Annotated in this window: 23 protein-coding genes, 1 tRNA gene and 1 pseudogene; 11 read left to right on the forward strand and 14 right to left on the reverse strand. The window is 72.3% G+C overall.

Features of this window, described 5'->3' with window-relative positions:
• Window position 1 precedes the first annotated feature (1 nt).
• Window positions 2-2,092: an MDR family MFS transporter gene (locus tag KYY02_RS14190; protein WP_371238287.1), complete on the reverse strand. Its 2,091-nt coding sequence runs from the start codon at window positions 2,090-2,092 to the stop codon at window positions 2-4.
• Window positions 2,093-2,253: 161 nt separating this feature from the next.
• Between KYY02_RS14190 and KYY02_RS14195 the strand changes: the two genes are divergently transcribed.
• A complete protein-coding gene (locus KYY02_RS14195) occupies window positions 2,254-3,318 on the forward strand; it encodes a peptidoglycan-binding domain-containing protein (protein ID WP_371238288.1) in 1,065 nt (354 codons plus the stop codon).
• 204 nt (window positions 3,319-3,522) lie between these two features.
• Here KYY02_RS14195 and KYY02_RS14200 read toward each other — a convergent pair whose 3' ends face one another.
• Both KYY02_RS14200 and KYY02_RS14205 read right to left on the reverse strand, forming a co-directional pair.
• Window positions 3,523-4,185 carry an HAD-IA family hydrolase gene (locus tag KYY02_RS14200; RefSeq protein ID WP_371238289.1) on the reverse strand — a complete coding sequence of 221 codons (663 nt, stop codon included), beginning with the start codon at window positions 4,183-4,185 and terminating at the stop codon, window positions 3,523-3,525.
• 205 nt (window positions 4,186-4,390) lie between these two features.
• On the reverse strand, window positions 4,391-4,972 hold the full coding sequence (locus KYY02_RS14205; RefSeq protein WP_371238290.1) for a TMEM165/GDT1 family protein: 582 nt from the start codon (window positions 4,970-4,972) through the stop codon (window positions 4,391-4,393).
• A 398-nt stretch (window positions 4,973-5,370) separates the two neighbouring features.
• Between KYY02_RS14205 and KYY02_RS14210 the strand changes: the two genes are divergently transcribed.
• From KYY02_RS14210 to KYY02_RS14225, 4 genes and pseudogenes are all read left to right on the forward strand, one after another.
• Window positions 5,371-6,015 carry an HNH endonuclease family protein gene (locus tag KYY02_RS14210; protein WP_371238291.1) on the forward strand — a complete coding sequence of 215 codons (645 nt, stop codon included), beginning with the start codon at window positions 5,371-5,373 and terminating at the stop codon, window positions 6,013-6,015.
• 91 nt (window positions 6,016-6,106) lie between these two features.
• Window positions 6,107-7,753: an alkaline phosphatase D family protein gene (locus KYY02_RS14215; protein WP_371238292.1), complete on the forward strand. Its 1,647-nt coding sequence runs from the start codon at window positions 6,107-6,109 to the stop codon at window positions 7,751-7,753.
• A gap of 228 nt (window positions 7,754-7,981) precedes the next feature.
• Window positions 7,982-8,404, forward strand: a pseudogene (locus KYY02_RS14220) (DoxX family protein).
• A gap of 269 nt (window positions 8,405-8,673) precedes the next feature.
• Complete coding sequence (locus tag KYY02_RS14225; protein WP_371238293.1) at window positions 8,674-9,282, forward strand: DedA family protein; 609 nt, start codon at window positions 8,674-8,676, stop codon at window positions 9,280-9,282.
• Window positions 9,283-9,432: 150 nt separating this feature from the next.
• On the opposite strand, the gene KYY02_RS14230 is transcribed toward KYY02_RS14225, so the two are convergent.
• Complete coding sequence (locus KYY02_RS14230; protein ID WP_371238294.1) at window positions 9,433-9,666, reverse strand: DUF2277 domain-containing protein; 234 nt, start codon at window positions 9,664-9,666, stop codon at window positions 9,433-9,435.
• A 66-nt stretch (window positions 9,667-9,732) separates the two neighbouring features.
• Here KYY02_RS14230 and KYY02_RS14235 point away from each other — a divergent pair, with 66 nt between their 5' ends.
• Window positions 9,733-10,074 (forward strand): DUF8825 domain-containing protein, encoded by a 342-nt coding sequence (locus KYY02_RS14235; RefSeq protein ID WP_371238295.1) that lies wholly within the window; start codon window positions 9,733-9,735, stop codon window positions 10,072-10,074.
• Between the two features lie 62 nt (window positions 10,075-10,136).
• Here KYY02_RS14235 and KYY02_RS14240 read toward each other — a convergent pair.
• Window positions 10,137-10,208, reverse strand: a tRNA-Val gene (locus tag KYY02_RS14240).
• A 206-nt stretch (window positions 10,209-10,414) separates the two neighbouring features.
• Here KYY02_RS14240 and KYY02_RS14245 point away from each other — a divergent pair.
• The 4 genes from KYY02_RS14245 (at window position 10,415) to KYY02_RS14260 (ending at window position 13,927) form a co-directional block, all read left to right on the forward strand.
• Window positions 10,415-11,230: a DUF4097 family beta strand repeat-containing protein gene (locus tag KYY02_RS14245; RefSeq protein WP_371238296.1), complete on the forward strand. Its 816-nt coding sequence runs from the start codon at window positions 10,415-10,417 to the stop codon at window positions 11,228-11,230.
• 74 nt (window positions 11,231-11,304) lie between these two features.
• On the forward strand, window positions 11,305-12,735 hold the full coding sequence (locus tag KYY02_RS14250; protein ID WP_371238297.1) for a hypothetical protein: 1,431 nt from the start codon (window positions 11,305-11,307) through the stop codon (window positions 12,733-12,735).
• Window positions 12,736-12,767: 32 nt separating this feature from the next.
• Complete coding sequence (locus KYY02_RS14255; protein WP_371238298.1) at window positions 12,768-12,983, forward strand: FmdB family zinc ribbon protein; 216 nt, start codon at window positions 12,768-12,770, stop codon at window positions 12,981-12,983.
• A gap of 152 nt (window positions 12,984-13,135) precedes the next feature.
• Window positions 13,136-13,927 (forward strand): DedA family protein, encoded by a 792-nt coding sequence (locus KYY02_RS14260; protein WP_371238299.1) that lies wholly within the window; start codon window positions 13,136-13,138, stop codon window positions 13,925-13,927.
• A 51-nt stretch (window positions 13,928-13,978) separates the two neighbouring features.
• Here KYY02_RS14260 and KYY02_RS14265 read toward each other — a convergent pair whose 3' ends face one another.
• Genes KYY02_RS14265 through KYY02_RS14275 form a run of 3 tightly spaced genes read right to left on the reverse strand, consistent with a single transcriptional unit; the run spans window position 13,979 to window position 18,650 of the window.
• On the reverse strand, window positions 13,979-14,791 hold the full coding sequence (locus KYY02_RS14265; RefSeq protein ID WP_371238300.1) for an HAD family hydrolase: 813 nt from the start codon (window positions 14,789-14,791) through the stop codon (window positions 13,979-13,981).
• A complete protein-coding gene (locus KYY02_RS14270) occupies window positions 14,791-17,454 on the reverse strand; it encodes a phosphoribosyltransferase (RefSeq protein WP_371238427.1) in 2,664 nt (887 codons plus the stop codon). The genes KYY02_RS14265 and KYY02_RS14270 overlap by 1 nt, the downstream gene beginning before the upstream one ends.
• A gap of 29 nt (window positions 17,455-17,483) precedes the next feature.
• Complete coding sequence (locus KYY02_RS14275) at window positions 17,484-18,650, reverse strand: HpcH/HpaI aldolase/citrate lyase family protein (RefSeq protein ID WP_371238301.1); 1,167 nt, start codon at window positions 18,648-18,650, stop codon at window positions 17,484-17,486.
• A gap of 172 nt (window positions 18,651-18,822) precedes the next feature.
• Between KYY02_RS14275 and KYY02_RS14280 the strand changes: the two genes are divergently transcribed.
• Window positions 18,823-19,743, forward strand: coding sequence for a TerD family protein (locus KYY02_RS14280; protein ID WP_371238302.1), 921 nt, complete (start codon window positions 18,823-18,825; stop codon window positions 19,741-19,743).
• 31 nt (window positions 19,744-19,774) lie between these two features.
• Here KYY02_RS14280 and KYY02_RS14285 read toward each other — a convergent pair whose 3' ends face one another.
• The 6 genes from KYY02_RS14285 to KYY02_RS14310 all read right to left on the reverse strand — a co-directional run bounded on the left by KYY02_RS14285 (window position 19,775) and on the right by KYY02_RS14310 (window position 24,235).
• Window positions 19,775-20,512 carry a TerD family protein gene (locus tag KYY02_RS14285; protein WP_371238303.1) on the reverse strand — a complete coding sequence of 246 codons (738 nt, stop codon included), beginning with the start codon at window positions 20,510-20,512 and terminating at the stop codon, window positions 19,775-19,777.
• A 127-nt stretch (window positions 20,513-20,639) separates the two neighbouring features.
• Window positions 20,640-21,779, reverse strand: coding sequence for a DUF475 domain-containing protein (locus KYY02_RS14290; protein ID WP_371238304.1), 1,140 nt, complete (start codon window positions 21,777-21,779; stop codon window positions 20,640-20,642).
• 49 nt (window positions 21,780-21,828) lie between these two features.
• Entirely contained in the window at window positions 21,829-22,404 is a 576-nt protein-coding gene (locus KYY02_RS14295) for a TerD family protein (RefSeq protein WP_371238428.1), read from the reverse strand.
• A 137-nt stretch (window positions 22,405-22,541) separates the two neighbouring features.
• Window positions 22,542-23,117, reverse strand: a complete 576-nt coding sequence (locus KYY02_RS14300; protein WP_371238305.1) for a calcium homeostasis/redox stress adaptation protein — start codon at window positions 23,115-23,117, stop codon at window positions 22,542-22,544.
• Between the two features lie 113 nt (window positions 23,118-23,230).
• On the reverse strand, window positions 23,231-23,689 hold the full coding sequence (locus KYY02_RS14305) for a peroxiredoxin (RefSeq protein ID WP_371238306.1): 459 nt from the start codon (window positions 23,687-23,689) through the stop codon (window positions 23,231-23,233).
• 108 nt (window positions 23,690-23,797) lie between these two features.
• On the reverse strand, window positions 23,798-24,235 hold the full coding sequence (locus KYY02_RS14310) for a DUF3052 domain-containing protein (protein WP_371238307.1): 438 nt from the start codon (window positions 24,233-24,235) through the stop codon (window positions 23,798-23,800).
• Window positions 24,236-24,603 lie beyond the last annotated feature (368 nt).

Consider the following 24,603-nt stretch of genomic DNA (forward strand, 5'->3'; position numbering starts at 1 on the left):
GTCAGCCGGCCCGCTCCACGGAGCGCTCGTCGTGCGGACGTTCGCTCCGGGAGCCGCACAGCTCCTCGTTCAGTTCGTGCACCAGTCGCACCAGGTCGGTCGGCCGGTCCGGCCCCCACCAGTCGCCGAGCAGCTCGGCCAGCGACTCCTCGCGGGCCCGCGCCAGCCGCTCCGTCACCTCGCGCCCCTCGTCGGTGAGCATCATGTCGAGGCCCCGGCGCACGGCGAGGTGCCGGATCTCGGCCTGGCGGGCGGCCTCGAGGGCGACGTTCAGCGGGATCGGGCTGCGTTCGGCGAGCCGGGCCGGTTCCACCGAGCCGTGTTTCCTGATGCGCAGCAGCAGCCAGCTCGTCGCGGGCAGCAGGTCGTAGCCCGCGCGGTCGGTGATCTTCCGGTAGATCTCTCGGCGTCCCTCGCGGGTGCCGAGCACCGACAGCGCGCGGCACACCTCGTCGTACGAGGAGCGCTCCACGGGGTTGCTGGCGAGCGTCTCGGTGCCGTCGGGCGCGGTGACCGAGGCGCGCAGCCGGTCCTCCTTGAGGAACCAGGCCAGCGCGAAACCGAGGAGGGCGACGGGTGCGGCGTACAGGAAGACGTCGGTGATGGCGGTGGCGTACGCGTCGAACGCCGGCGGGCGCAGGGCCGGCGGCAGGCCGGCGATGCCGCGCGGGTCGGCCTCCAGGGAGCCGGCGGAGACGCCGGGCGGGAGCCGCTCCCCCCGGAAGGCGTCGGTGAGCTCGTGGCCGAGACGGCTCGCGAAGATCGTGCCGAAGATGGCGACGCCGAACGAGGCGCCGATGGAACGGAAGAAGGTCGCGCCCGAGGTGGCGACGCCGAGGTCCTCGTAGGGGACGGCGTTCTGCACGATCAGCACCAGGACCTGCATCACCAGGCCGAGTCCGAGGCCGAAGACGAAGAAGAACAGGCTCATCAGGGCGGTGGAGCTGTGCGCGTCGAGCTGGTGGAGCAGCAGCAGTCCGAGGGTGGTGACGGCGGTGCCGGTGATCGGGAACACCTTCCAGCGGCCGGTGCGGCTGACGATCTGCCCGGAGCCGGTGGAGGACAGCAGCATGCCGGCCACCATCGGCAGCATGTGCACGCCGGACATGGTGGGGGTGATGCCGTGGACCACCTGGAGGAAGGTCGGCAGATAGGTCATCGCGCCGAACATGGCGAAGCCGATGATGAAGCTGATCACGGCGGAGAGCGCGAAGGTGCGCACCCGGAACAGCTTCAGCGGCAGCACCGGTTCGGCGGCCCGCCGCTCCACCGCCACGAAGGCCACCGCGAGGAGCGCGCCGAGCACCGCGAGCCCGACGACCTGCGGCGAGGCCCACGCCCAGGTGATGCCGCCGAGAGAGGCGACCAGCACCAGGCAGGTGGCGACGGAGGCGATGAGGAAGGTGCCGAGGTAGTCGATGACGTGCTTGGTCCGCCGGCGCGGGATGTGCAGCACCGTCGCGATCACGGCGAGGGCGACGACCCCGACGGGCAGGTTGACGTAGAACACCCAGCGCCAGCTCAGGTGCTCGGTGAACAGTCCGCCGAGCAGCGGCCCGAGGACGCTCGTCGTGCCGAACACCGCCCCGAACAGACCCTGGTAGCGGCCGCGTTCGCGGGGCGGCACGAGGTCGCCGACGATCGCCATCGACAGCACGATCAGCCCGCCGCCGCCCAGGCCCTGGAGCGCACGGAACGCGATCAGCTGGGACATGTCCTGCGCTGCGCCGCACAGCGCGGAGCCCACCAGGAAGATCACGATGGCGGTCTGGAAGAGCTTCTTGCGCCCGTACTGGTCGCCGAGCTTGCCCCACAGCGGGGTCGCGGCGGTCGAGGCCAGCAGATACGCGGTGACCACCCAGGACAGGTGCTTCAGGCCGCCCAGTTCACTGACGATGGTGGGCAGCGCGGTGGCGACGATGGTCTGGTCGAGGGCGGCGAGCAGCAGACCGAGCAGCAGGGCGCCGATCGAGACCAGGACGTTCCCGGACACGTGCTCCCGGCCGTCGGCGTCACGGGCCGTCGGTCCGGCACCGGGTGCCGGCCCCGCCTTGTTCGCCTGCGGTGCCGTACGGTGCGCGTCCCCGGCCATGAAGACCTCCACAGAATCCTGGTTCCACCATCCATCGTGATCGGTGTGTCCCGTTATGGCCTGCCGAGTCCTTCCGGAACTTCAGATTCCGGGGGCTCGCGAACGGAGCCGTGAAGAAGATCTGCATAATCTCTGGAGTTCGCGAGGGGAGGGACGAACACGTGGAACAGCCGAACGGACACCCGTGCCCGGAGTGCGGTGCGCCCAGGAACAGCGACAACACGCCGTCGTGCGCCTGCGCCCTGCGTGCGTCCGACGCCCTCCGCGACGCCCGTACGGCGGAGGCCGCCGCCGCGGAGGACTTCGATCCGCTGCGCATACGGCCGTACGTCGAGCTGGACGGCGGAACCGGCCCGGGTACGCCGGACGGGGCGGCGGAGGAGACCGGCCCGCCGGAGGAGACCGGCGCCCCGGGCGCGGCCGAGGAGACCATGGCCCTGCGCGCCGTCCCGCCGGAGGCGGTGCCCGGCGCGACGGACGCGACGTCCGTCCTCCCGACGCCGCTGGCCCCCGGGACGACCCAACCGAACGCCACCGATCTCCATCTGTTCGACGCCACGCAGCCCCTCGCGGCCGTCCCGCCCGGTGCCGGCGGGGCCCCGCCGGGCCGGCGCCGACGCCGGCGCGGGGCGCTGTTCGCGGCCGCCGGGGCCGTGGTCGCCGTGGTGGGGGCGGCGGGTTGGGTGAGCGGGGTGTTCTCCTACGAGACGCCGTCCCGGGACGGCGCGGCGCCGGAGGAGATCAGGGCGAGCGTCCCGGACGCGTCGTCCGCCGCGTCCTCCGCGGAGCCGACGGCCGGCGCGTCCTCCGCGGAGCCGACGTCGTCCGCCTCCCCGTCGGGGTCCCCGTCGGCGAGCGCGAGCACGTCGGCCTCGCCGTCGCCGTCGGCGTCCACCGCCTCGGCGAGCCCTTCGAAGTCCGCCGAACCGTCCTCGGCCCCGACGACCACGGCGCCGTCCGACTCCGCGGAGGACGCGGAGGAGGCGGACGGCGAGGGCACCGGCGGCCCGGTCCTGCGCCGCGGCGACCACGGCCCGGAGGTGGAGGAACTCCAGCAGCGCCTGCGCCAGCTGTACCTCTACAACGACGAGGTCAACGGCCGGTTCAACCGCCGCGTGGAGGACGCCCTGCGCAACTACCAGTGGTCCCGGGGCCTCCAGGACGAACTGAGCGTGTACGGCCCGAAGACGCGGGCCCGCCTGGAGGCGGAGACCCAGGAGCCTTGAGGCTCTCTCCGGTCCGGGGGCCGGGGCTCCGTCCCGGCCCGGCCGACCCTTCGGGGGCTTCCCGAAGTCCCCGGATCCGGCGGCCGAGCAGGCCGCGGCCGGCCGGGCGCCACGCCCCGGGCCGCACCGCGGCCACGGCGAGCCGGGCGGACCGGCCACGGCGCCGGGCGTCCGGAAGCCGTGCGGACCGAGGGCTCCCGCGGGCTACTGCGTGATGTGCAGCCGGATCACGCCGTCGGCCGCGGCCTCCACCCGTACCCGGGTCAGGTCCCGTACGAGCACGTCCGGGTCGTGGAAGCCCGCCCGGGGGCCGACGCCCACGACCCGCATTCCGGCCGCCCGGCCCGCGGCGACGCCCGCGCCGGAGTCCTCGAAGACCACGCAGTCGGCCGGGTCGACGCCCAGTTCCGCCGCGCCCTTCAGGAAGCCCTCGGGGTCGGGCTTGCTCGCGCCGACGGACTCCGCCGTCACCCGCACGTCGGGCTGCTCCAGCCCGGCGGCGGCCATCCGCGCCGTCGACAGGGCGACGTCGGCGGAGGTCACGAGCGCGTGCGGCAGTCCCTTCAGGGAGGCGAGGAACGCGCGGGCGCCCGGTATCTCGACGACGCCGTCGGTGTCCGCGGTCTCCTCGGCGAGCATGCGGGCGTTGTCGGCGTGGTTCTGCTCCATCGGGCGGTCCGGCAGCAGCAGGGCCATCGACGCGTATCCCTGGCGCCCGTGCACGACCTTCATGACCTCGTCGCCGTCGAGCCCGTTCCGGTCGGCCCAGCGCCGCCAGACGCGCTCGACGGAGGCGTTCGAGTCGACGAGGGTGCCGTCCATGTCCAGCAGGAGGGCGCGGGCGGTGAGCACGGCGGTGGCCGTCATCGGCAGCTCCAAGGCGCAAAGGTGAGGGCTTCGGGTGGTGCCCGGGGACAGAGCGGCCCCGTCCGCCGGTCAGGGAAAACGGACGGGAGCCACTTTGTTCATCCACGGTACAAAACAAACCCGGCATCCCGCCACCTCCTTCGCCGACCGTTCACCGACGCTTCGCCCCGCCACCGCCGCCGCGAAGGGCCCGTACCACGGGGCGTCACCCGGCGACCGCCTCCCACAGGCTCCACACGCCCAGACCGAGCATCAGCAGCGCCGCGATCTGCGTGATCAGCTTGAGCGGGACCCGCTTCATCAGCGCCTTCCCGCCGACGATGCCGAGCCCGGCCACCGACCACAGGGCGAGCACCGCACCCAGACCGACGGAGAGCGGGTCGTCGTAGCGGGCGGCGAGGTTGGCCGTCATGATCTGCGTCAGATCGCCGAACTCGGCGATCAGGATCAGCATGAACCCGGCCCCGGAGACCTTCCAGAAGGACTGGTTCTCCGGCTTGCGGACCTCCTCCTCGCCCTCGCCCTTCTTCATCAGCAGCACCGCCGCGCCGCCCAGGAAGAGCACGCCCGTGATCGCGTGCACGATCTGCTGCGGCAGCAGCGTGAGCACGCTTCCGGCCGCCACCGCGAGCGCGACGTGCAGCGCGAAGGCGGCGGCGACACCGGCGAAGACGTAGGAGGCGCGGTAGCGGGTGCCGAGGACGAGGCCGGCGAGGGCGGTCTTGTCCGGCAGTTCGGCGAGGAAGACGACGCCGAAGACGACGGCCGTCACGGTCAGGCTGATCAACGGTTCCTCAATCGGTCGGGGCTGCCCCACCGAGAGTGCTGCGCGTTTCCCACGGGACACCTCGGCACGGCAGCACACGCGGCGCCCGTGCCGTACGGCACGGGCGTGCACTGCTTGCCGAAGGTCTCGCCGACCGGCCCTCAGGCCGGCCTCCGGGCGCCGGCTCAGGCGTGCTGAGCAGTATGTCGACGGTCCGGCGAAGAGCTACTCCCCTTCTGCGCCGCCCATGGTACGCGAGGCCCGCGCCGACCGTCGCACGCGGGGACCTCGCACCCGGCCCACAGATGTGTCATGAACGCGACACTAACTTCTCACCGGATCCCCCCCTCCCGGCAACGCGGCATGGCGAGCATTTCCCTGCCCGCACGCCAACGACCCCATTCCACAAGGGAGTTCGCATGCCGAAGTTCTACGCGCGTCAACGGCTCAGCATGATCGCGGCGTTCACCGGACTCATAGCCTCCGTCGGCCTGTTCAACGGCCCGCCCGCCTCCGCCGCCCTGCCCACCCCGGTCAGCGCCGCCACCGCCCGCGGCTACCTCGCCGCCCTCACGGTCGCCACCGAGAACCGCACCGGCTACGACCGCGACCTCTTCCCGCACTGGATCACGCAGTCCGGCTCCTGCAACACCCGCGAGACCGTCCTCAGGCGCGACGGCTCGGGCGTCGTCACCGACTCCTCCTGCGCCGCCACCAGCGGCAGCTGGTACTCCCCGTACGACGGCGCCACCTGGTCCGCCGCCTCCGACGTCGACATCGACCACCTCGTCCCGCTCGCCGAGGCCTGGGACTCCGGCGCCGGCTCCTGGACCACCTCGCGGCGCCAGTCCTTCGCCAACGACCTGACCCGCCCGCAGCTCCTCGCCGTCACGGACAACGTCAACCAGGCCAAGGGCGACCAGGACCCGGCCACCTGGATGCCGTCGCGCACGGCCTACCGCTGCACCTACGTCCGCGCCTGGGTCCAGGTGAAGTACTACTACGGCCTGTCGGTCGACTCCGCCGAGAAGTCCGCCCTGCAGAACCACCTCGCGCGCTGCTGAGCGCATCACCGGGCGAACTGCCGGGTACCCGGACCTCCCCGGCGCCCTCCGTCGCTGCGTACCGTACGGGGCGACGGAGGAAGGGGACACCATGGCCGGACTGCGGCTCGGACCACTGCTGAGGTACATCGACGGATCGTCCGCCACCCTCTGGGTCGAGACCGCCGGCCCGGGCACCGTGGAGGTGCGCTGCGCGGACGGGACCGGCGGAACGGCCCGCACCTTCCGGATCGCGGGCCACCACTACGCGCTCGTCCACGTCACCGGTCTCGCACCGGGGACGGCCACCCCGTACGAGGTCCTCCTGGACGACACCCGGGTGTGGCCGCTGGCCGAGGCCCCCTTCCCGTCGCTCCCGCCGTCCGTCATCCCCACTCCGGGCCCGGACGGCCGTATGCGTGTCTCGTTCGGCTCCTGCCGTTGGGCCTCTCCGCCCACCGGGGAGCCCGACCCGGTGGGCCCCGACGCCTTGGACGCCCTGGCGAAACGCATCGCCGCCGACCCGGACGGCGAACGGCCCGACGTCCTGCTGCTCCTCGGCGACCAGGTGTACGCCGACGAGACCTCCGACGCCACGCGCGAGTGGCTCGCCGCCCGCCGTGACCTGGACGACCCGCCGGGCAGCCAGGTGGCGGACTACGAGGAGTACACCCACCTCTACTACGAGTCCTGGCTCGACCCGCGGGTGCGCTGGCTGCTGTCCACCGTGCCCACCTGCATGATCTTCGACGACCACGACGTGATCGACGACTGGAACACCTCCGCCTCCTGGGTCGCCGACATGCGGGACACGTCATGGTGGCGGGAGCGGATCCTCAGCGGCCTGATGTCGTACTGGGTGTACCAGCACCTGGGCAACCTCTCCCCCGCCGAGGTCGAGGCCGACCCGCTGTACGCGTCCGTCCGGGCGGCCGACGACGGCACCGAGGCGCTGCGCGCCTTCGCCTCCCGGGCCGAGGCGGACGCGGCCGGCGTGCGCTGGAGCTACCGGCGCGACTTCGGCCGGGTGCGCCTGGTGATGGTGGACAGCCGCGCGGCCCGCGTCCTGGAGGAGGGCCGGCGCTCCATGCTCGACCGGACCGAGGCCGACTGGCTGCGCGAACAGGCCCTCGACGGGCGCGGCTCCTACGACCACCTGCTCGTCGGCACGTCCCTGCCCTGGCTGCTGCCCCACCTGGTGCACGACATCGAGGTCTGGAATTCCGTGCTGTGCCGGGGCGACAAGGGCACCCGCTGGGCGCGGCTCGGGGAAAAACTGCGGCGCGCGGCGGACCTGGAGCACTGGGCGGCCTTCCCGGGGTCGTTCGGCGAACTGGCGGAGCTGATCGCCGAGACCGGTACGGGGCCGGAGGCGCCGGCGACGGTGTGCGTGCTCTCCGGAGACGTCCATCACGCCTACGTCGCCGAGCCGAGCTGGCCGGGCGGCGCCGGGCCGGACTCCCGGGTGGTGCAGCTGACCTGCTCCCCCGTCCACAACTCCATTCCGCTGTCGATGAAGCTCGGCTTCCGCTTCGGCTGGAGCGGCGCCGCCCGACTCCTCGGCCGCGTGTTCGCACGGCACGGCCGGCTCCGTCCGCCGCCGGTCACCTGGCGCAGGACGGGTGGCCCCTGGTTCGGCAACCAGCTCATGACGCTGACGACGCAGGGGCGTTCGGCGGTGCTGCGGCTGGAGGACGCACAGGAGGATGCGGCCGGGACACGGCTCAGGAACGTGATGGAGACCCGGCTGAGCCGGTGAACCGGAACCTGTGGGCCCGCCGTGCGGCGTGGTGCGGATTCGGTCACCCGGCGGGCCATGACCACGAGGGCGGGCGCCGCCACGACCGGCGGGAGCGGGCTCCGGAACAGCCAAGCGGAGGCGAGGCCTCGGCCAGATGTTGAACTTGCAAGTATTGGTTGGGGCACCTGACGCGGGTGGTCGACTCGGTTCCGCCCCCGGGCCGGCCCGACCGAAGGAGACCCCCACATGACCGAACGCCTCAACAGCGCCCAGCCATGTGCCCTGGGCATGTTCCGCATCGTCGTCGGACTGCTCTTCGCCTGCCACGGCACCGCGTCCCTGCTCGGCCTGCTCGGCGGCGCGGACGGCAACGGCGGCACCGTCGGGACCGGCGCCTGGCCCGGTTGGTACGCGGGCCTGATCGAACTCGTCGGCGGCACCCCGGTCCTGCTCGGCCTCGGCACCCGCGCCGCCGCGTTCGTCTCGTCCGGCGCGATGGCCTGCGCGTACTTCAAGGTCCACCAGCCCCAGGCCCTGTGACCGATGGAGAACAACGGCGAGGGCGCGGCCCTGTACCGCTGGGCCATGTCCCTGCTGGTGTTCACCGGCTCCGGAGCCTTCGGCCTGGACCGCCTGTCCGCCAGGCGCTCGCCGGCGGACGACGCATGACGGACGGAGCAGACCCCGGTGACGGTCTGACCCGCCTCCCCCGCAGAACCGCACGGGCGCCCTGCCCCGCACGACGGGGAGGGCGCTCCTCCCCTTTCCCCGGGGAAGGAGAGCGGAACGAGGGATGCCGGGCACACGAACCCCTCGTGACTTTTCCGTCACTCACCGGGCGTACGCTGTATCGCTGTCATCGGCCACTCCTGCCACTCCTGCCGCTCCCGCGTCAGCGCGGCACGGCGCGGCCCTCGGGGGAGCGACGGGGAGTTCGGGTGGAGAGTGTGGGGTCGCTGGTCGGCAGCCCGTGGATCTATGCGGTGGTGGCCCTCTCGGTCCTGCTCGACGTGTTCCTCCCGGTCCTGCCCAGCGGGCTACTGGTGATCACCGCGGCCACGGCTTCGGCCGCGGGCACGGCGGCCGACGTGCCCGACATCCTGGTGCTGACGCTGTGCGCCGCCACCGCCTCCGTCCTGGGTGACCTGGTGGCCTATCGCCTCGCCTGGCGCGGCGGCGCCCGTCTGGACCGGGCCATGGCCCGGTCACGGCGGCTCAGGAGCGCACAGGAACGTCTCGGTGCGGCACTCGCCCGGGGCGGCGGCGCCCTGGTCGTCCTCGCCCGCTTCGCCCCGGCCGGGCGCTCGGTGGTCTCCCTCGGCGCCGGAGCCGCGCGCCACCGCGCCCGCGACTTCCTCCCGTGGTCCGCTCTGGCGGGGCTGTCCTGGGCCGGGTACAGCGTGGCCCTCGGCTACTTCGGCGCCCACTGGCTGGGCGCGACCTGGCTGGCCACGGCGGTGTCGGTGGGCGCGCTGTTCGCGGCGGGGGCGGGGGCGGGTTATCTGATGCGCCGGCGACCGCGGCCGCAGCCTTCGGAGGCTCCGTAGGCCCTGCGGGCTCCGGGACTGCGCACGGAGTCCGGAAGCCGGGGCGACCGGGCCGGGCGAAGGTGGTGCGCGGCCCGGCGCCCGCGGGTGCCGCTGCGCCCACCCGTGCCGCCCCGGCGGCACGACTGCCCGCAACCCGGCCCGATGGGCCTATCCCCCCGCCTGCCGCGCCGCGCCCCCGCGCACCTCCAGCCCGTCCAGCAACTCGGCCGTCGCCGAGGCGACCGCCTCCACCGCCCGGTCGAACACCTCGCGGTTGTGGGCGGCCGGCGCGCGGAAGCCGGACACCTTCCTCACGTACTGCAGGGCGGCGGCCCGGATCTCCTCTTCCGTGGCCTCCTCGGGCTGTACGGGGGGACGCAGGGTCTTGATGCTCCGGCACATGCCTTCAGTCTGACGCGCCCCCTCCGCAACTCGCCACCCAAAATCGAACAGGCGTATCATCAGGTCGTGGCTGCGACCTATGACTTTCCGAGTGACCTCCTCGCCGGTCAGGAGGAACTGCACCAGGTCCGGGCCGAGTTGTCGGCCCTGCTGAAGCGGCTCCCCTGGTCGGTCGAACCCCTCGACGGGTTCAGCGACGACAGCGGCTGGCGCAAGGTCGAGCGCGCCGCCTCACCCGGCTGGACCGCCGACGAACAGGCCGAGGTGGAGAAGCTCCGGCGACGGGAGCACGAGCTCGTGGTGTTCGTCAGCACCCACCGCTACTGGGCCGAACTCACCGGCGCCGACCGCGTGCACGCCCGCTCCCGGCTGAAACACGTCCACGAGACTCCGGAGGGGCCCGCGTAGGGCGGCGCAGCGCGGGACGGCGGCAAGGGCCTCGGAGCGACTCCGGAGGCCCTGTGTCCCGGTGGGCGCGGACGGTTTCGAACCGCCGACATCCTGCTTGTAAGGCAGGCGCTCTACCCCTGAGCTACGCACCCGGGACCCGGGCCGCGCGCCCAGGTCGAGTCGACAGCCTACATGGCCCGGGGCGCGGTCCGGCAAACGCCCGCCGGGGGCACCGGGGGATATCCCCACCCCGGATCCGCCAGCCGCCCGGATCCCCCCGCGGGCCACCGGTCCGTACGGTCGAGGAGCGCTCGAAGACGCCGGGGAGCGCCGGCGTCCGTCCCAGGGGGAGACCGTCATGACCCGTAAGACCCGTACCGCCCGATCCTTCGGTTCCGCTTCCGGCTCCCGTGCCGCGTGGACACGCGCCCTCGCCCTCGCCGGGGCCACCACGGTGATCGTCGCGGGCGTGAGCGCCTGCGGGGCGTCGGCCGCCGACGACGACGCTCCCGACCACCGCTCCTTCGACCTGCCCGGCAGGACCCTCACCGTCGACTCCGACGAGTCCGCCCTCGAGATCGTCGCCTCGGACGAGAACGCCCCGGGCGAGATCGAGGTCACCCGGTGGTTCCAGGGCACCGTCGCCGTCGGCCCGGACCCGGAGGTCACCTGGTCCATGGACGGCGACCGGCTGGTGCTGCGGGAGAAGTGCTTCGGAGTCGTCGCGAACTGCTCCACCAAGCACCGCGTCGAGGTGCCCCGCAGCGTCTCCGTGAAGGTCGAGGAGAGGGACGGCAGCGTACGGGCGCGGGGCTTCCGCGACGCGCTGAGCATCCGCACGACGGACGGTTCGATCCGCGTCACGGACTCCACCGGACCGCTGGAACTGCGCACCGGTGACGGGTCCGTGCGCGCGGAGGTCTCCTCCCGTACGGTGCGCACCCACAGCGGGGACGGCTCGGTCCGCCTCGAACTGGCCGCCGTGCCCGACCTGGTGGACTCCCGCAGCGGCGACGGCTCCCTGACGATCGACCTGCCGCGGGCCTCCTACCGCGTGGACACCGGGACCGGCGACGGCGCCGAGAACGTGTCCGTGCCCCGCGACGACTCCAGCCCCCACGTGGTGACCGCGCGCACCGGCGACGGCGAACTCACCGTCCGCACGGCGAACTGACCGGCCCGTGTCTTCGTCCTCCACCGGTGGGAGAATGGCATCGGGCCGGGCGAACGACAGTACGGGAGAGGGATGTGACGGCGACACCAGCGCAGCCGTACTCGCCGTCGGAGCCGCGCGTGCCCCGCGCGCGCCGTGCCGTACCCCCTCTTCCCCTCCGGCCGGGTGTCCGCCGGGCCCCCGGCGCGCTGCGGGAGACGCTCGTCCTCGTGGGGCTGCCGCTGGTCGCGGCGCTGGCGCTGCCCGCCGCGTTCGCCGGGGGCGGGACCCGGCGCTGGTTCGGCGGGCGGGCGGAGAACCAGCGCGCCGAGGCGCAGGCCGCCAAGGACGCGGCGGCGGCCGCCTTCTACGAACTCGACACCGCCCAGCGCGACCTGCGGATCTCCATCGAGACGATCACCGCCGTCGACGCCTCCCCCGCCGCCCGCCGCGCCGTCGCCGACTTCGAGGCGCTCGGCCGGCGCATCGACGAGGCCAGCCACCGGTACATCAGCGCCGTCGACGCCCATGACCTGGACCGCGACGACCTGGAAGCGGCGGCCGCCGCCCGGGCCCGCGACGGGCTGACCGCCGCCAGGGACGAACTCGGCCGGGTCAAGCAGGAGCTGGACCGGTTCGCCGACGGGCTCGGCTCCCTCCTCGACAAGGCCGAGACCCGGCTCGCCCGGCTCGCGCCCGCCGTCGAACGCGCCCGGCAGGCGCTGCTCGCCGCCTCGGACGCCCTCGACACCGCGCGCGGATCGGGGCTGAAGGCCGACGACCTTGCCGCCCGGCTCGCCGCGCTCTCCCCGGAACTGACCAAGCTGAACCAGGGCGCGGGGCAGCACGGCGTGCCCCAGACCCTGGAGCGGGCCGAACGGGTCACGCGCGAGGCCGAGGCGGTCCGCGTCGAAGCCGAACGGCTGCCGGAACGGGCCGCCGAGATCGATCACCGGCTGGTCTCCCTGCGCACCCGCGCCCAGGCCCTCATCACCCGCTCCGAACAGGTCGAACCGGTCCTCAGCGAACTGCGCCGGCGTTTCACCGCCGCCTGCTGGCAGGACCTCCAGCACGTCCCCGACGTGGCCACGGAGAACGTGGGCCGGGCGGAGGAGAGACTCGCCGAGGCCCGGGTGGCCCGCGAGGAGCAGCGCTGGGCTGACGCGACCGCCCTGCTGTCGACCGCGCGGGCACTGCTGAACACGACCGACGAGGCGGTGTCGGCCGCCGGTGACCGGCTGCGGCGGCTGAACGCCGTGCAGAAGGACCCCGGGCAGGAGATCGAACGCACCCGCTTCGCCATCCGCGACGCCCAGCGTCTGGCCATGGCCGGCCGCAACACCCCCGACCCGCGTCACGCCCGTCCCCTGGACGACGCCGTGGCCCGTCTGGAGCGGGCCGTCGCCGGGCTGGAGGGCCGCCATCCCGACTACTGGCACTTCCTGACGGAGACGGAGGAGGTACGGACGACGGTGGGCCGTGTGGTGACCCTGATCCGGGAGGAACGCGGCGGCGCCACCCACTGACCGGCGCGGGCCGGGCCGGTTAACCTGTGCCCATGCCTCGCTACGAGTACCGCTGCCGGACCTGCGGCGACACCTTCGAACTGAGCCGCCCCATGGCGGAGTCCTCCGCGCCCGCGGCCTGCCCGGCGGGTCACGACGACACGGTCAAGCTCCTGTCCACCGTCGCGGTGGGCGGCACCGCCTCCGCCGCGGCCCCCGCTCCGTCCGCGGGCGGTGGCGGCTGCTGCGGCGGCGGCTGCTGCGGCTGACGCGGTGCCCGCACTCCCCACCGTCCGGCCGGACGGTGAAGTGTGGGCACGCCCGTCGCGGAAAACCGTGGAGGACGTCTGTGGCCGTCCGTGCCCGTGGTGCGCGGTCGTCCTCAGCCTCCCTTCAGCTCCGGATCCCTAGCGTGGACGGCATGACGGCACTCGCAGCGCACACGACGGCACCGGACGCGGTCCTGGCGGCCGAAGGCGGCCCCGGCCCCCAGTGGGTCCACGACCTCATGGACGCGATGGGCGCCCCGGGCGCCGGACTCGCCATCGCGCTGGAGAACCTCTTCCCGCCGCTGCCCAGCGAGGTCATCCTGCCGATGGCCGGGTTCACCGCGAGCGCCGGCCGCATGGGGCTGCTCGCCGTGCTGCTGTGGACCACCGCCGGGTCGGTGATCGGCGCGCTCGCCCTGTACGGGGTCGGCGCGCTGCTCGGCCGGGACCGGACCGTGGCGATCGCGGGCCGGCTGCCGCTGGTGAAGGTCGCCGACATCGAGAAGACGGAGGCGTGGTTCCTGCGGCACGGGACCAAGGCGGTGTTCTTCGGCCGGATGATCCCGATCTTCCGCAGTCTGATCTCCGTCCCGGCCGGTGTGGAGCGCATGCGGCTGCCGGTGTTCCTCGGCCTGACCACGCTGGGCAGCGCGATCTGGAACACCGCGTTCGTCCTCGCGGGCTACGCGCTGGGCGACAACTGGGAACAGGTGACGAACGTCGTCTCGGCGTACTCGAAGGTCGTCCTGGCCCTGGCCGCGCTGGCGGTGCTGGTGTTCGTGGTCGTGCGGCTGCGGCGGCCCGGGGCCGGGCGGCGGCGGCGCGACGGGCGGGAGGACGCCCGGAAGACACGTCCGTCGGGCGGCTCCGAGGAGGACCACCCCACCCGCCGGCTCCGTGTCACCGACCCGCACGAGCTCACCGGCCGCGAACGGGACCGCTGAGGAGCGGGCCGCCGGGCCCGGCGGCCGCCGCCCGCGCGGGCCGGGCGACGGTCACCGGGGCGCGCGCACCGTCCGCAGGAACTCGCGCAGGATGCGCTCGCCGGCCAGGACGCCCCGTTCGGGAAGGGCCCTGACCGCGGGGGCCGCCCAGTCGGCGTCGGCGAGTTCGCCGTGGCCGGGGCGCCAGCCCTGGTCGGCGGCGAGGAGCAGGTCGGCGTCGAGGAGGGAGTCACCGGCGGCGAGGGTGAGATCGGCGCCGGTGCGGCGGGCGACCTCGTGCATGGCCGCGCTCTTGGTCAGCGGCTTGGGCACGGCGTAGATCTTGCGGCCCTGGAGGGACACGGTCCAGCCGCGGTTCTCCGCCCACTCCCCGAGTTCCTTCACCCACTCCTCGCGCAGCAGTTCCCGCTCGACGACGAGGTAGGCGAAGAGGTCCTCGGCGACCCGGTGCTTGCGCACCCAGACCGGGTCGGCGGTCCGCAGCAGGTGCTCCTGCACCTCGGACAGCGGGGCGCACTCGTCCGCGAGGCGGGCGAGCACCCGGGCGTGCCAGTCCTGGTCGGACACGCCGTCGACGAGGAGGTGCCCGCCATTGGCGCAGATCGCGTAGGGCGGCGGCGGGCCGGGGAGGTTGATGCGCTGGTACTGCTTGCGGGTGCGGGTCGTCGTGGGGACGAACACGGCCTCGTCGCCGAGGTCGGTGAGGAGCCGGGCCGCCGTCTCCGTCATGTAGGACAGGGGCTGGCTCTCGTGGACCTCCACGCACAGCAGCCGGGGCGCCCGCGCGTCCGGCATGGTCAGGGCGAGGGCGGCGGCGGAGTAGATGAGCGTGCGGTCGAGGTCGCTGGCGACGATGACGGGCATCAGCGGGTCACCGCCCTGCCGTCGGCGCCGGTGGCGCCACGGGTGTAGCGGGGGTGGATCAGTCCGACACAGGTGTACGGGAGTCCGTCGACCTCCTCGACGGGTACGCCCCGCTGCCGCGCGAGGAGGCGTACGTGGTCGAGGTCGCTGCCGGCTCCGGCCCGGGCGAGCACCTTCCAGGGCACCCGGCGCAGCAGCACCCGGGTGGTCTCGCCGACGCCGGGCTTGACGAGGTTCACGTCGTGGATGCCGTACTCCTCGCTGATGCGTTCGACCGCCGCCCAGCCCTCCCAGGTGGGGGTGCGGTCGGTGGAGAGCAGTTCCTCGGCCCGGGCGCAGGCGGCGTCGGTGACCTCCGGGAAGCGGGCGGCCACGGCGTCCAGGAAGGCCGTCGAGAGGTCCGCGCCGGCGAGTTCTCGGTAGAACTTGGCGCCGTGGAAGTCGTCCGGGCCGACCAGGTCGGCCCGGAGCACGGTGCGTGAGATCAGGCCGGACACCGTGGAGTTGAGGCAGGCGGAGGGGATCAGGTAGTCCTCGCGGGTGCCGTAGGTGCGGACGCAGGAGCCGGGGTCGGCCAGGACCGCGATCTCCGGGTCGAAGCCGGTGACGCCCTCGTTCTTCTCGAACTCCTGAACGGCCTGGGCGAGTTCGCGGGTGATGGCACCCTTGCCGGTCCAGCCGTCGACGAAGACCACCTCCCGGGGGTCGTGGTGGGCGGCCAGCCAGCGCAGCGCGTTGGCGTCGATGCCCCGGCCGCGGACGATCGACACCGCGTAGTGGGGCAGGTCGAGCTGGTGGCGGTGGTGCGCCCAGCGGCGCATCAGGATGCCCACGGGGGTGCCCGCGCGGGCCAGGGAGACGAGCACGGGGCGGGGGGACCGTTCGGCGAGCACGGTCTCGGTGACCACCCCCACCGCGTGGGCCAGTCGGGCCGCCGACTCGTCCAGGGCCGCGTGGAACAGCTCCTGGTACTGCTCGCTCGGCTGGTACTCCACGGGCAGCGACTCCGCGTAGTGGGCGCCGCCGCTCTGGATGGCCTCCTCGCGCTCCTCGGTCGGCGCCTCCAGCGTCACGTCCGAGAGGTCCTGGAGCAGCCAGCCGACCTCCTCGGGCGCGTACGAGGAGAAGGCGGGGCCTCTGAGGGGCTCGGGCAGCATGGTGGCGGGCCTTTCGGGGGCGTCCGGTCGGGCGTCCTGGGAAACGGCGTCCTGCGGTGTGGGCACGTACGACGGTACGACCGCGAGGAGGACCTGCGGGGTGTGCGCGGCGAGCCGGGCGAGCAGGCCGTCGGGCGCGTGCAGTGCGGGGGTGTCGGCGGCCGAGTCGACGACCGCGACGACGGCGTCGAAGCCGCCGCCGGCGACGTTGTAGGCGTAACGGTCGCCGGGGCCGTCGGCGGGGTCGTCGTGGGCGGGGAAGACCAGGCGGGTGCGTATCGCGTAGCCGGGGTCGTCGACGGCGAGGACGGGCGAGCGGGTGGTGGTGGAGAAGCGCACGTCGGCGCGGACGGTCCGCTCCAGCTCGCCCGCCAGGCGCAGCGGGGCGTACATCAGCTCCTCGAAGCCGAGGACGAGGACGCGGCGCGCGTCCTCGGGGAGTGCGGCCGCGAGGCGGGCCGCCATGTCGGGGAGCGCGGATTCGAGGCGGGCCCGGTGCGCGGGGGTGAAGCCGTGGCGTCCGCCGTCGGGGAGGCCGTCCGGCCAGCACAGGTCCACTCGCCTGGCGAGCGTGCCGTCCGGGTGCGGGTCGTCCTGGGCCGATCGCGTCCACGCGGCGGCAGCCGCGGATCCGGCCACGCCCCACGCCCCCGGGGAACCCGTCCGGGCGTCGGCTCCGGGGCTCGCGGGACCAGCGGCGCCCTCCGGGGTCGCGGGCGACCGCGCGGCCTGCCCCGACGCGGCCGCGGACGACCGACCGCCTCCCGCGGCGCTCTCGTACCGCGCCACCAGCTCCTGCCCCTTCGCCAGGACGCCGTCCGGCAGCCGCACCGTGCCCGACGCGGTCGTCACCAGGTCGATCCGCGCCCCGATCCCACGGGCGAACCCGTCCAGACGGCCGGCGTCCGCGGGCGAACGCATGTCGACGAGGGCGACCACGACGTACCGCTCCCGCGGATACCGCGCGTGGAGGTCCCGGACGGTGTTCAACACCGTGTTCCCCGTCGAGAACTCGTCGTCGACCAGGACCAGCGGACCGTCCCCGGCCAGCAGCCGCGGATCCTCCGGGAGCAGCAGGTGGGACGTGGCGTGGGAGTGGGACTCCTCAAAGCCCCCGGCGGTGGCCGTTCCCGCGACCGGGCGGCGCGTGGAGTGCAGGTACGGGGCCGTGCCCAGACCGTCGGCGACGGAATGCCCCAGACCGGTCGCGGTCTCGGCGTAGCCGAGGACCACCGCCCCCTCCGCCGCGTCCCCCAGCAGCTCACGCACCCGGCGGCCGAGCGTGACGCCGTGGCCGTACACGACGGACGGGGACTGGGGGACGTGCTTGCCGAGGACGTTGGACACCAGCAGGTGGGCCCGCTTGGGATTGCGGCGCAGCGCCAGCCCCAGCAGTCCGGGCAGGCTCTCGTCCCCGGCCAGCTCGACGCCGAGCCGCTCCGTGACCCAGCTGCCGGACCAGATGCCCTCGCCGGCCGGGTTTCCGTGACGCGCCGGGTGGCGCATCCCCTCGTTCACAGTCTTCTCCGTCCCGGTCACTCGGCCAGGCCCGCCGCGAGCAGTTCCACGAAGCCGATGTCCTCGTTGGCCACGCCGAAGGCCTCTGCGCGCAGCAGGGTCCGCTCGGCCCAGGCGCGGTGGGGCTTCACCTCGTTCATCTTGTTCGTGTAGGCCGACCTGAGTACACCCCCGCCGCCGCGTTCCGGCCGGAGGATGTCCTGGGCGTCGCTGAACTCCTCGTGGCTGACGACGGACAGCGCGTGCACGGGGAGGACGTGCGAGGGGTGGATGCAGGTCTTGCCCAGCAGGCCGTTCGCCCGGTCGAGGGAGATCTCGCGCAGCAGGCCGTCCATGGCGTGCTCGATGAGCTTCTCGCGCAGGGCGACCGCCTTCACCTCGTGGAAGGGGCTCTGCCGCAGGAGGGGCTTGAACATGCGTTCCTGCACCCGGAAGTACTCCCAGACCGGCCCCGTCACGGTGAATCCCGTGCCGTCGGCCCGGGCCAGCATGTTCACCACGTCGGAGATCACGGAGGCGACGACCTGGATGTCGTACGCCGTCATGTCGGGGCCCCTGCGCAGCCCGTAGGAGGAGCAGAAGTCGGTCACGCCGAGGCGCAGCGCGAGCACGCGGTCGCGGTACTTGTCGACGGTGCGGAAGATGCCCTCGAGGGTCTCCACGCGGGACTCGCGGTAGAGCAGCTCGGGCGACTCCAGCACCGGCATGGCGAACAGCCGGCGTCCGCTTTCGGCCTCGGCGGCGGTCAGCGCCTCCAGGAACGGCAGGCCGCGTTCCGCGGTGAACTTCGGCAGTACGAATCCGGACAGCAGCGAGACGCCGGAGCCGAGGCGCCGGACGAGGTCGGGGATCTGTCCGGGGACGCGGACCCGGATGAACAGCAGCGGCAGCTCCGCACCGGGCCGCCCGGCCAGGTCCGTGAACTGCCGTACCAGGTTCTCCTCGCCCGCGGTCACCTCGTCGTCGTCGATGGAGTCCTCCAGGCACAGCACCATGGAGACCACACCGCGTCCGCCCTGCTTGACGACGTCGTCGGCGAGCCGGGGCCGGGTCGCGGGGCTGTAGAGCGTGGCGCCGAGGACCGCGGAGAGCAGCCGGGCCGGGGAGTCCGGCGTGAACTCGGCGGGCTCCCGGTAGAAGAGACGTTTCCGCACCGCAGGGGCGATCTGCCCGAAATGACGCATGGAACTCCCCCGTGGCCTCTCTGGAATCTCGGGAATGTCGGAAGGTGGCCGGTAATAGTACGTAGGGATCCATGTCGGCGGTTCCCGCGGGGCATGAACTTCAGGTGACCCGGCTGTGTCGGCCCCGGCCCCCGCGTTGTCGTGACCAGGACGGAGAAGGCAGGATGACCGTATGACGCACGCGATGCTCAAGGGGTCGAACGTTCCTCTCGAGGCCACCACGGTACGCGCCGTACTGCGCTGGTCGCCCGGGCAGGGGGTACCGGACGTCGACGCCTCCGCACTGCTCCTCGGCCCCGACGGTCGCGTGCGCTCCGACGAGGACTTCGTGTTCTACAACCAGCCACGGCATCCTGCCGAGCAGGTGTGGCGGCTCGGCAAGAAGCGCGTCGCCGAGGGCCTGACCGACACGATCCAGACGGATCTCACCGGTGTCGAGTCCGGTGTCGGCCGGATCCTGCTCGTCGCGTCGGCGGACGGCGTCACCTTCGACCGCGTACGGGACCTGCGCATCCTGCTGTACGACGCGCAGGCCGCCGACGGGGACGCGCTGGCGTACTTCGACATCAAGCCGGAGACCGGTGAGGAGACCGCGCTGATCTGCGGTGAGCTGTACCGGCGCGGGAAGGGGTGGAAGTTCCGGGCGCTCGGCGAGGGCTATTCGAACGGCCTGAAGGGCCTGGCGACCGACTTCGGCATCTCGGTGGACGAGTCGGAGGCGGCGCAGCAGCCCGATCCCTCCGACGTCACCCAGCAGCCGCCGCCGACGGCGCACGTGCCGGCCTCCGACCGCACCTCCTCCGAGGCCCTCACACAGCCTCAGGCCCCGCTCGTCCCGCCGGCGCCCGAGGTGTCCCGGCCGCTGCCGCCCGAGCAGCCCGCGGGGGCGCCCGCACAACCCGCGGGAGTGCCCGCACAACCCGCGTACGGCTATCCGCCGCAGCGGCCCGCGGCCGCGCAGCCGGCCCACGGCTATCCGCCGGCGCCCGCCGCAGGGGCGCCGTCCGGGTACGGCTTCCCGCCGCCGGCCGTCGCCTCCCCCGACCCGGACTTCCGGCTTCCGCCGCAGGGGCCGCAGTTCATCGGGCGTTAGCGGACCGGCGCCTGTGGGACCAGGGGACTCCTCAACGACCGGCCTTCGTCTTGAAGCCCCTCCCCCACTGGAGCCCCCACCCGTACAGCCGGTCGAGCTCCGCCTGGAATCCGTACACGAACTTCACCTCGCGGCGGACGAGGATCTCGCCCTTGACGTTCTCGATCATCACCACGGCGCAGGAACGGGCCTGGGGGTGGCGTTCGTCGAGGCCGATCTCGACCCGCGGGCCGTTGCCGGGGTAGAGCGTGACCATGGCGTGCGTCCGGTCGAACGCGGGCGTCTGGTCGTAGATGTAGGCGAAGACCAGCAGGCGCTTGATGTTCTCCCGGTGGTCCAGGTTGACGTACATGGTCTCGCCCGAGCCCGACCCGAACCGGTCGTCACCGCTGAGCTTGACGTAGGGCGCGGCGTTGATGTCGCCGAGGAAGCCGCCGAGGGGCTGGACCACGCCCTTGGTGCCGTCCTGGAGCTCGTACAGACAGCCGAGGTCGAGATCGACGTTCACCATGGACTGGCTGTGTCCGATCACCTCCGGCGGCTTGAGCGCCTTGAGGGGGTGGCGCAGCAGGCTCTCCCGCGGGGAGCCGCCGAAGTCGGAGGTCCGCATCCGCCAGCTGAGGTTGATCCGCAGATGGCCGGTGTCCGCTCCCTGCTTGGTCAGGGACACCTGACCGTGCCGTTTGGTCAGCTCGATGGCGTTGCTGGCCGCGCTGCCCGAGTCGAAGGCACTCTCGCGTCCGCGCCGCAGTCCGTCCAGGAAACCCATTCCCGCCCCAAGTCCAGTCGCCGTAACCCCGCTCGGACCGCCGGGACTCCCGGACGGCCCGCGGGGCGGCTCCGAGGAGTGGTCCTCGGAGCCGCCCCGTCGAGAGCGTTCCTCACCCGGGGGGCTGTCACACCCCGGAGGAGACCTCGGTCCTGTGGCCGGCGCTCCCCTCGGCCGCGGCGAGCCGCTTGTTGCGGCGCACGGAGGACCAGAAGGAGGCGCCGATGAGGATGACGCCGAGGGAGCCGGTGATGAGCTCGTGGATCTCGTACTGGATGGTGACGAGCAGGATCAGCGCCAGGGCGCCGATCGCGTAGTGCGCGCCGTGCTCCAGGTAGACGTAGTCGTCCAGGGTGCCCTGACGGACCAGGTAGATGGTCAGGGACCGCACGTACATGGCGCCGATGCCCAGGCCGAGCGCCATCAGGACGATGTCGTTGGTGATGGCGAAGGCGCCGATGACGCCGTCGAAGGAGAAGGAGGCGTCCAGCACCTCGAGGTAGAGGAACATGAAGAACGCGGCCTTGCCGGCCAGCGCGACCGCCGAGCGCGGCTTGCCCTGGCGCTCGGCCTGCTCCTCGGCCTCGTGCTCGCGTTCCTCCTCCTCTTCCAGCTTCTCCTCGAAGAAGCCGGACAGACCGCCCACGATCATGTAGGTGACCAGGCCCGCGATGCCGGACAGCAGGACCGTCTCCGCCTTGTCCACGTGTGCGCCGCCGTGCTGGTGGGCGTGGGTGGCGAAGGTCATGGCGGAGATCAGCAGAATGATCAGGGCGATGCAGACCGACAGCATGTCGATCTTGCCGAACTTGGCCAGCGGGCGCTCCAGCCAGCCCAGCCACTTGATGTCCCGCTCCTCGAAGACGAAGTCCAGGAAGATCATCAGCAGGAACATGCCACCGAACGCGGCGATCGCCGGGTGGGCGTCGGTGACCAGCTCCTGGTAACGGTCCTTGTCGCTGAGCGCGAGGTCGACCGCCTCGATCGGCCCGAGCTGCGCGCTGACGGCGACGATCACGACGGGGAAGACCAGCCGCATGCCGAAGACGGCGATCAGGATGCCGATGGTGAGGAAGATCTTCTGCCAGAAGGCGTTCATCTTCTTCAGGATTCCGGCGTTGACCACCGCGTTGTCGAAGGACAGCGAGATCTCGAGGACCGAGAGGATCGCCACGATTCCAAAGGCGGTCCACCCCCCGAAGAGGATCGCTGCGACCAGGCCGAGCGCGGTGACCGCGAACGACCAGCCGAAGGTTTTCAGAACCACTGGCTACCCCAGGTGTGTTAACGGGTATCCCCCGCTGCCGTGATCGGCTTTACGAAACGTTGACTCCGAAGTCTAGAGCGATGCCCTGCAATCCCGACGCATACCCCTGTCCCACCGCACGGAACTTCCATTCCCCCTGGTAACGGTAGAGTTCACCGAAGATCATCGCGGTTTCGGTGGACGCGTCCTCGCTCAGGTCGTAGCGGGCGAGCTCCTGGCCGTCCGCCCGGTTCACCACACGGATGAAGGCGTTGCCGACCTGGCCGAAGGTCTGACCGCGCTCGTCGGCCATGTGGATGGAGACCGGAAAGACGATCCTGTCGCACTGGGCCGGCACCTGGGAGAGATCGACCAGCAGGGACTCGTCGTCGCCCTCGCCCTCGCCGGTGAGGTTGTCACCGGTGTGCTCCACCGAGCCGTCCGGGCTCGTGAGCTGGTTGTAGAAGACGAACCACTCGTCCCCCATGACCCGGCCGCCGCTGCACATCAGCGCACTGGCGTCGAGGTCGAAGTCGGCTCCGGTGGTGGAGCGCACGTCCCAGCCGAGCCCGATCATGACCTGCGTGAGGTTCGGTGCGGCCTTGGACAGGGAGACGTTCCCCCCTTTGGCGAGCGTGACGCCCATGATGCTGGTCCCCCTCCGGGTGATGTTTCTCCAGGTGGTCATGCGCGTCCGGCGCCGCACGTAAACCGTGCGGCGCCGGGCGGTGTGGCCGCGGAAGGCGGCCGGGCCCGGGCGTGGCCGCCCGGGGCGTGTCCGTCTCAGACGTTGACCCCGAAGTCCTGCGCGATGCCGCGCAGACCGGAGGCGTAGCCCTGGCCGATGGCGCGGAACTTCCACTCCGCGCCGTGCCGGTACAGCTCGCCGAAGACCATGGCGGTCTCGGTGGAGGCGTCCTCGCTCAGGTCGTAACGGGCGATCTCGGCCCCGCCGGCCTGGTTGACGACGCGGATGAACGCGTTGCGCACCTGGCCGAAGGACTGCTGGCGGTTCTCGGCGTCGTAGATGGAGACCGGGAAGACGATCTTCTCGATGTCGGCGGGGACCCCGGCGAGATCGATCTTGATCTGCTCGTCGTCGCCCTCGCCCTCACCGGTGAGGTTGTCGCCGGTGTGCTCCACCGAGCCGTCCGGGCTCTTCAGGTTGTTGAAGAAGATGAAGTGCGCGTCGCTGGCCACCTTGCCGCTGCTGTTCAGCAGCAGCGCGCTGGCGTCGAGGTCGAAGTCGGTACCGGTCGTGGTGCGGATGTCCCACCCCAGACCGACGATGACCGCGGTCAGGCCCGGCGCCTCCTTGGTCAGCGATACGTTGCCGCCCTTGCTGAGGCTGACTCCCACGAGTCCTCCATTGGTGTTCTGGGACGGGGTGCCCCGTCGTGCGTCGGATGTCGGATCAACGAATCGATCCTAATGACGGGTTCCCGGTCGCCGCAGGCCCGACGACCGAAGAGTCACAGGGTGTCGAGCGCCTCGATGTACTCGTTCAGGTCACGGGCGTCCGGCAGGGCGTTGACGACGGTCCAGCGCACGACGCCCTCCTTGTCGATGATGAACGTCCCGCGTACGGCGCACCCCTTGTCCTCGTCGAAGACGCCGTACGCGCGCGAGACGTCGCCGTGCGGCCAGAAGTCGCTGAGCAGGGGGTACTCCAGGTCTTCCTGCTCGGCGAAGACGCGCAGGGTGTGGATGGAGTCGTTGGAGACGGCGAGCACCTGGGTGTCGCGGTCGGAGAACTGCGGCAGCCGGTCGCGGACCTCGCACAGCTCGCCGGTGCACACACCGGTGAAGGCGAACGGGTAGAAGAGCACCACCACGTTCTTCCGCCCGCGGAAGTCGGACAGCCTCACGGTCGCCCCGTGGTTGTCCCTGAGCTCGAATTCGGGGGCCTTGTCGCCGACCTGGATCGCCATCGTCGTGTTCGTCCCTTCGGGGTGGTTCGCTCCGACCACCCTACGCAGGGAGCACGGCAGGCCGACGAACGGGCCGACGCGTGACGCGACCGGCCCGTCCGGGGTGGTTCACCGCTTGGACCTGGCCGCCTTCGGCGTCGCCAGCCGGCTGCCGCTCCAGTCCTTGCCCACGCTGACGCTCTTGGCCGCCGTCAGGCCCGCCGTGGTGGCGGCCTCCGAGATGTCGCTCGGCTCCACGTAGCCCGAACGACCTGTCTTCGGCGTGAGGAGCAGGATCGCGCCGCCCTCTTCGATGTACGTGGTGGCATCCACCAGCGCATCCGTCAGGTCGCCGTCGTCGTCGCGGAACCACAGCACAACGGCGTCAGCCACGTCGTCGTAGTCCTCGTCGACAAGGTCGCTCTCGATGACGCCCTCGATGGCCTCGCGGAGCTCCTGGTCGACGTCGTCGTCGTAGCCGATCTCCTGGACCACCTGCCCGGGCTGGAACCCCAGCCTGGCGGCAGGGTTCGTCCGCTCCTCCGCGTGGTCCGCGGTCGCGCTCACGGGTTGCCTCCTGATCATGTCTTGGGAATAACTCAGCCACGCGCGTGCGCGAAGCATTGGCCGTAGTCCACACGGGCGGGACGAATCGCGCAAGTACCCGGCCGTGCAGACCGCCGAAACGGTGACGATCCTGGCCGGGGCACCGCAACTCCAGGCACACCATCATGACCCAAGGTGACGCACACCACACCTTTGTGCCCTGTTTGACCCTTTGAGAACCGTCTATGTGTGCGAAGACTCGAATGGTCGAGCCCTATGAACACCGTACTGGTCGCGCCCGCGGATTACCTCCCGGTAGAGATGACGCCGACGGCCCCGAGGTGGACCATGGGGATCGGCGCAATCCGGGCCGTACCGGCAGGACGGCG

Origin of the sequence: Streptomyces pimonensis, assembly GCF_041380215.1 — a bacterium.
Lineage (GTDB): Bacteria > Actinomycetota > Actinomycetes > Streptomycetales > Streptomycetaceae > Streptomyces > Streptomyces pimonensis.

Excerpts from the sequence above, each read along its gene's own strand:
- KYY02_RS14190 (WP_371238287.1), bottom strand. The coding sequence starts at position 2,092 with ATGGCCGGGGACGCGCACCGTACGGCACCGCAGGCGAACAAGGCGGGG.
- KYY02_RS14200 (WP_371238289.1), bottom strand. The coding sequence starts at position 4,185 with ATGACGGCCACCGCCGTGCTCACCGCCCGCGCCCTCCTGCTGGACATG.
- KYY02_RS14210 (WP_371238291.1), top strand. The coding sequence starts at position 5,371 with ATGCCGAAGTTCTACGCGCGTCAACGGCTCAGCATGATCGCGGCGTTC.
- KYY02_RS14215 (WP_371238292.1), top strand. The coding sequence starts at position 6,107 with ATGGCCGGACTGCGGCTCGGACCACTGCTGAGGTACATCGACGGATCG.
- KYY02_RS14230 (WP_371238294.1), bottom strand. The coding sequence starts at position 9,666 with ATGTGCCGGAGCATCAAGACCCTGCGTCCCCCCGTACAGCCCGAGGAG.
- KYY02_RS14245 (WP_371238296.1), top strand. The coding sequence starts at position 10,415 with ATGACCCGTAAGACCCGTACCGCCCGATCCTTCGGTTCCGCTTCCGGC.
- KYY02_RS14255 (WP_371238298.1), top strand. The coding sequence starts at position 12,768 with ATGCCTCGCTACGAGTACCGCTGCCGGACCTGCGGCGACACCTTCGAA.
- KYY02_RS14260 (WP_371238299.1), top strand. The coding sequence starts at position 13,136 with ATGACGGCACTCGCAGCGCACACGACGGCACCGGACGCGGTCCTGGCG.
- KYY02_RS14265 (WP_371238300.1), bottom strand. The coding sequence starts at position 14,791 with ATGCCCGTCATCGTCGCCAGCGACCTCGACCGCACGCTCATCTACTCC.
- KYY02_RS14270 (WP_371238427.1), bottom strand. The coding sequence starts at position 17,454 with ATGCGCCACCCGGCGCGTCACGGAAACCCGGCCGGCGAGGGCATCTGG.
- KYY02_RS14275 (WP_371238301.1), bottom strand. The coding sequence starts at position 18,650 with ATGCGTCATTTCGGGCAGATCGCCCCTGCGGTGCGGAAACGTCTCTTC.
- KYY02_RS14280 (WP_371238302.1), top strand. The coding sequence starts at position 18,823 with ATGACGCACGCGATGCTCAAGGGGTCGAACGTTCCTCTCGAGGCCACC.
- KYY02_RS14285 (WP_371238303.1), bottom strand. The coding sequence starts at position 20,512 with ATGGGTTTCCTGGACGGACTGCGGCGCGGACGCGAGAGTGCCTTCGAC.
- KYY02_RS14295 (WP_371238428.1), bottom strand. The coding sequence starts at position 22,404 with ATGGGCGTCACGCTCGCCAAAGGGGGGAACGTCTCCCTGTCCAAGGCC.
- KYY02_RS14305 (WP_371238306.1), bottom strand. The coding sequence starts at position 23,689 with ATGGCGATCCAGGTCGGCGACAAGGCCCCCGAATTCGAGCTCAGGGAC.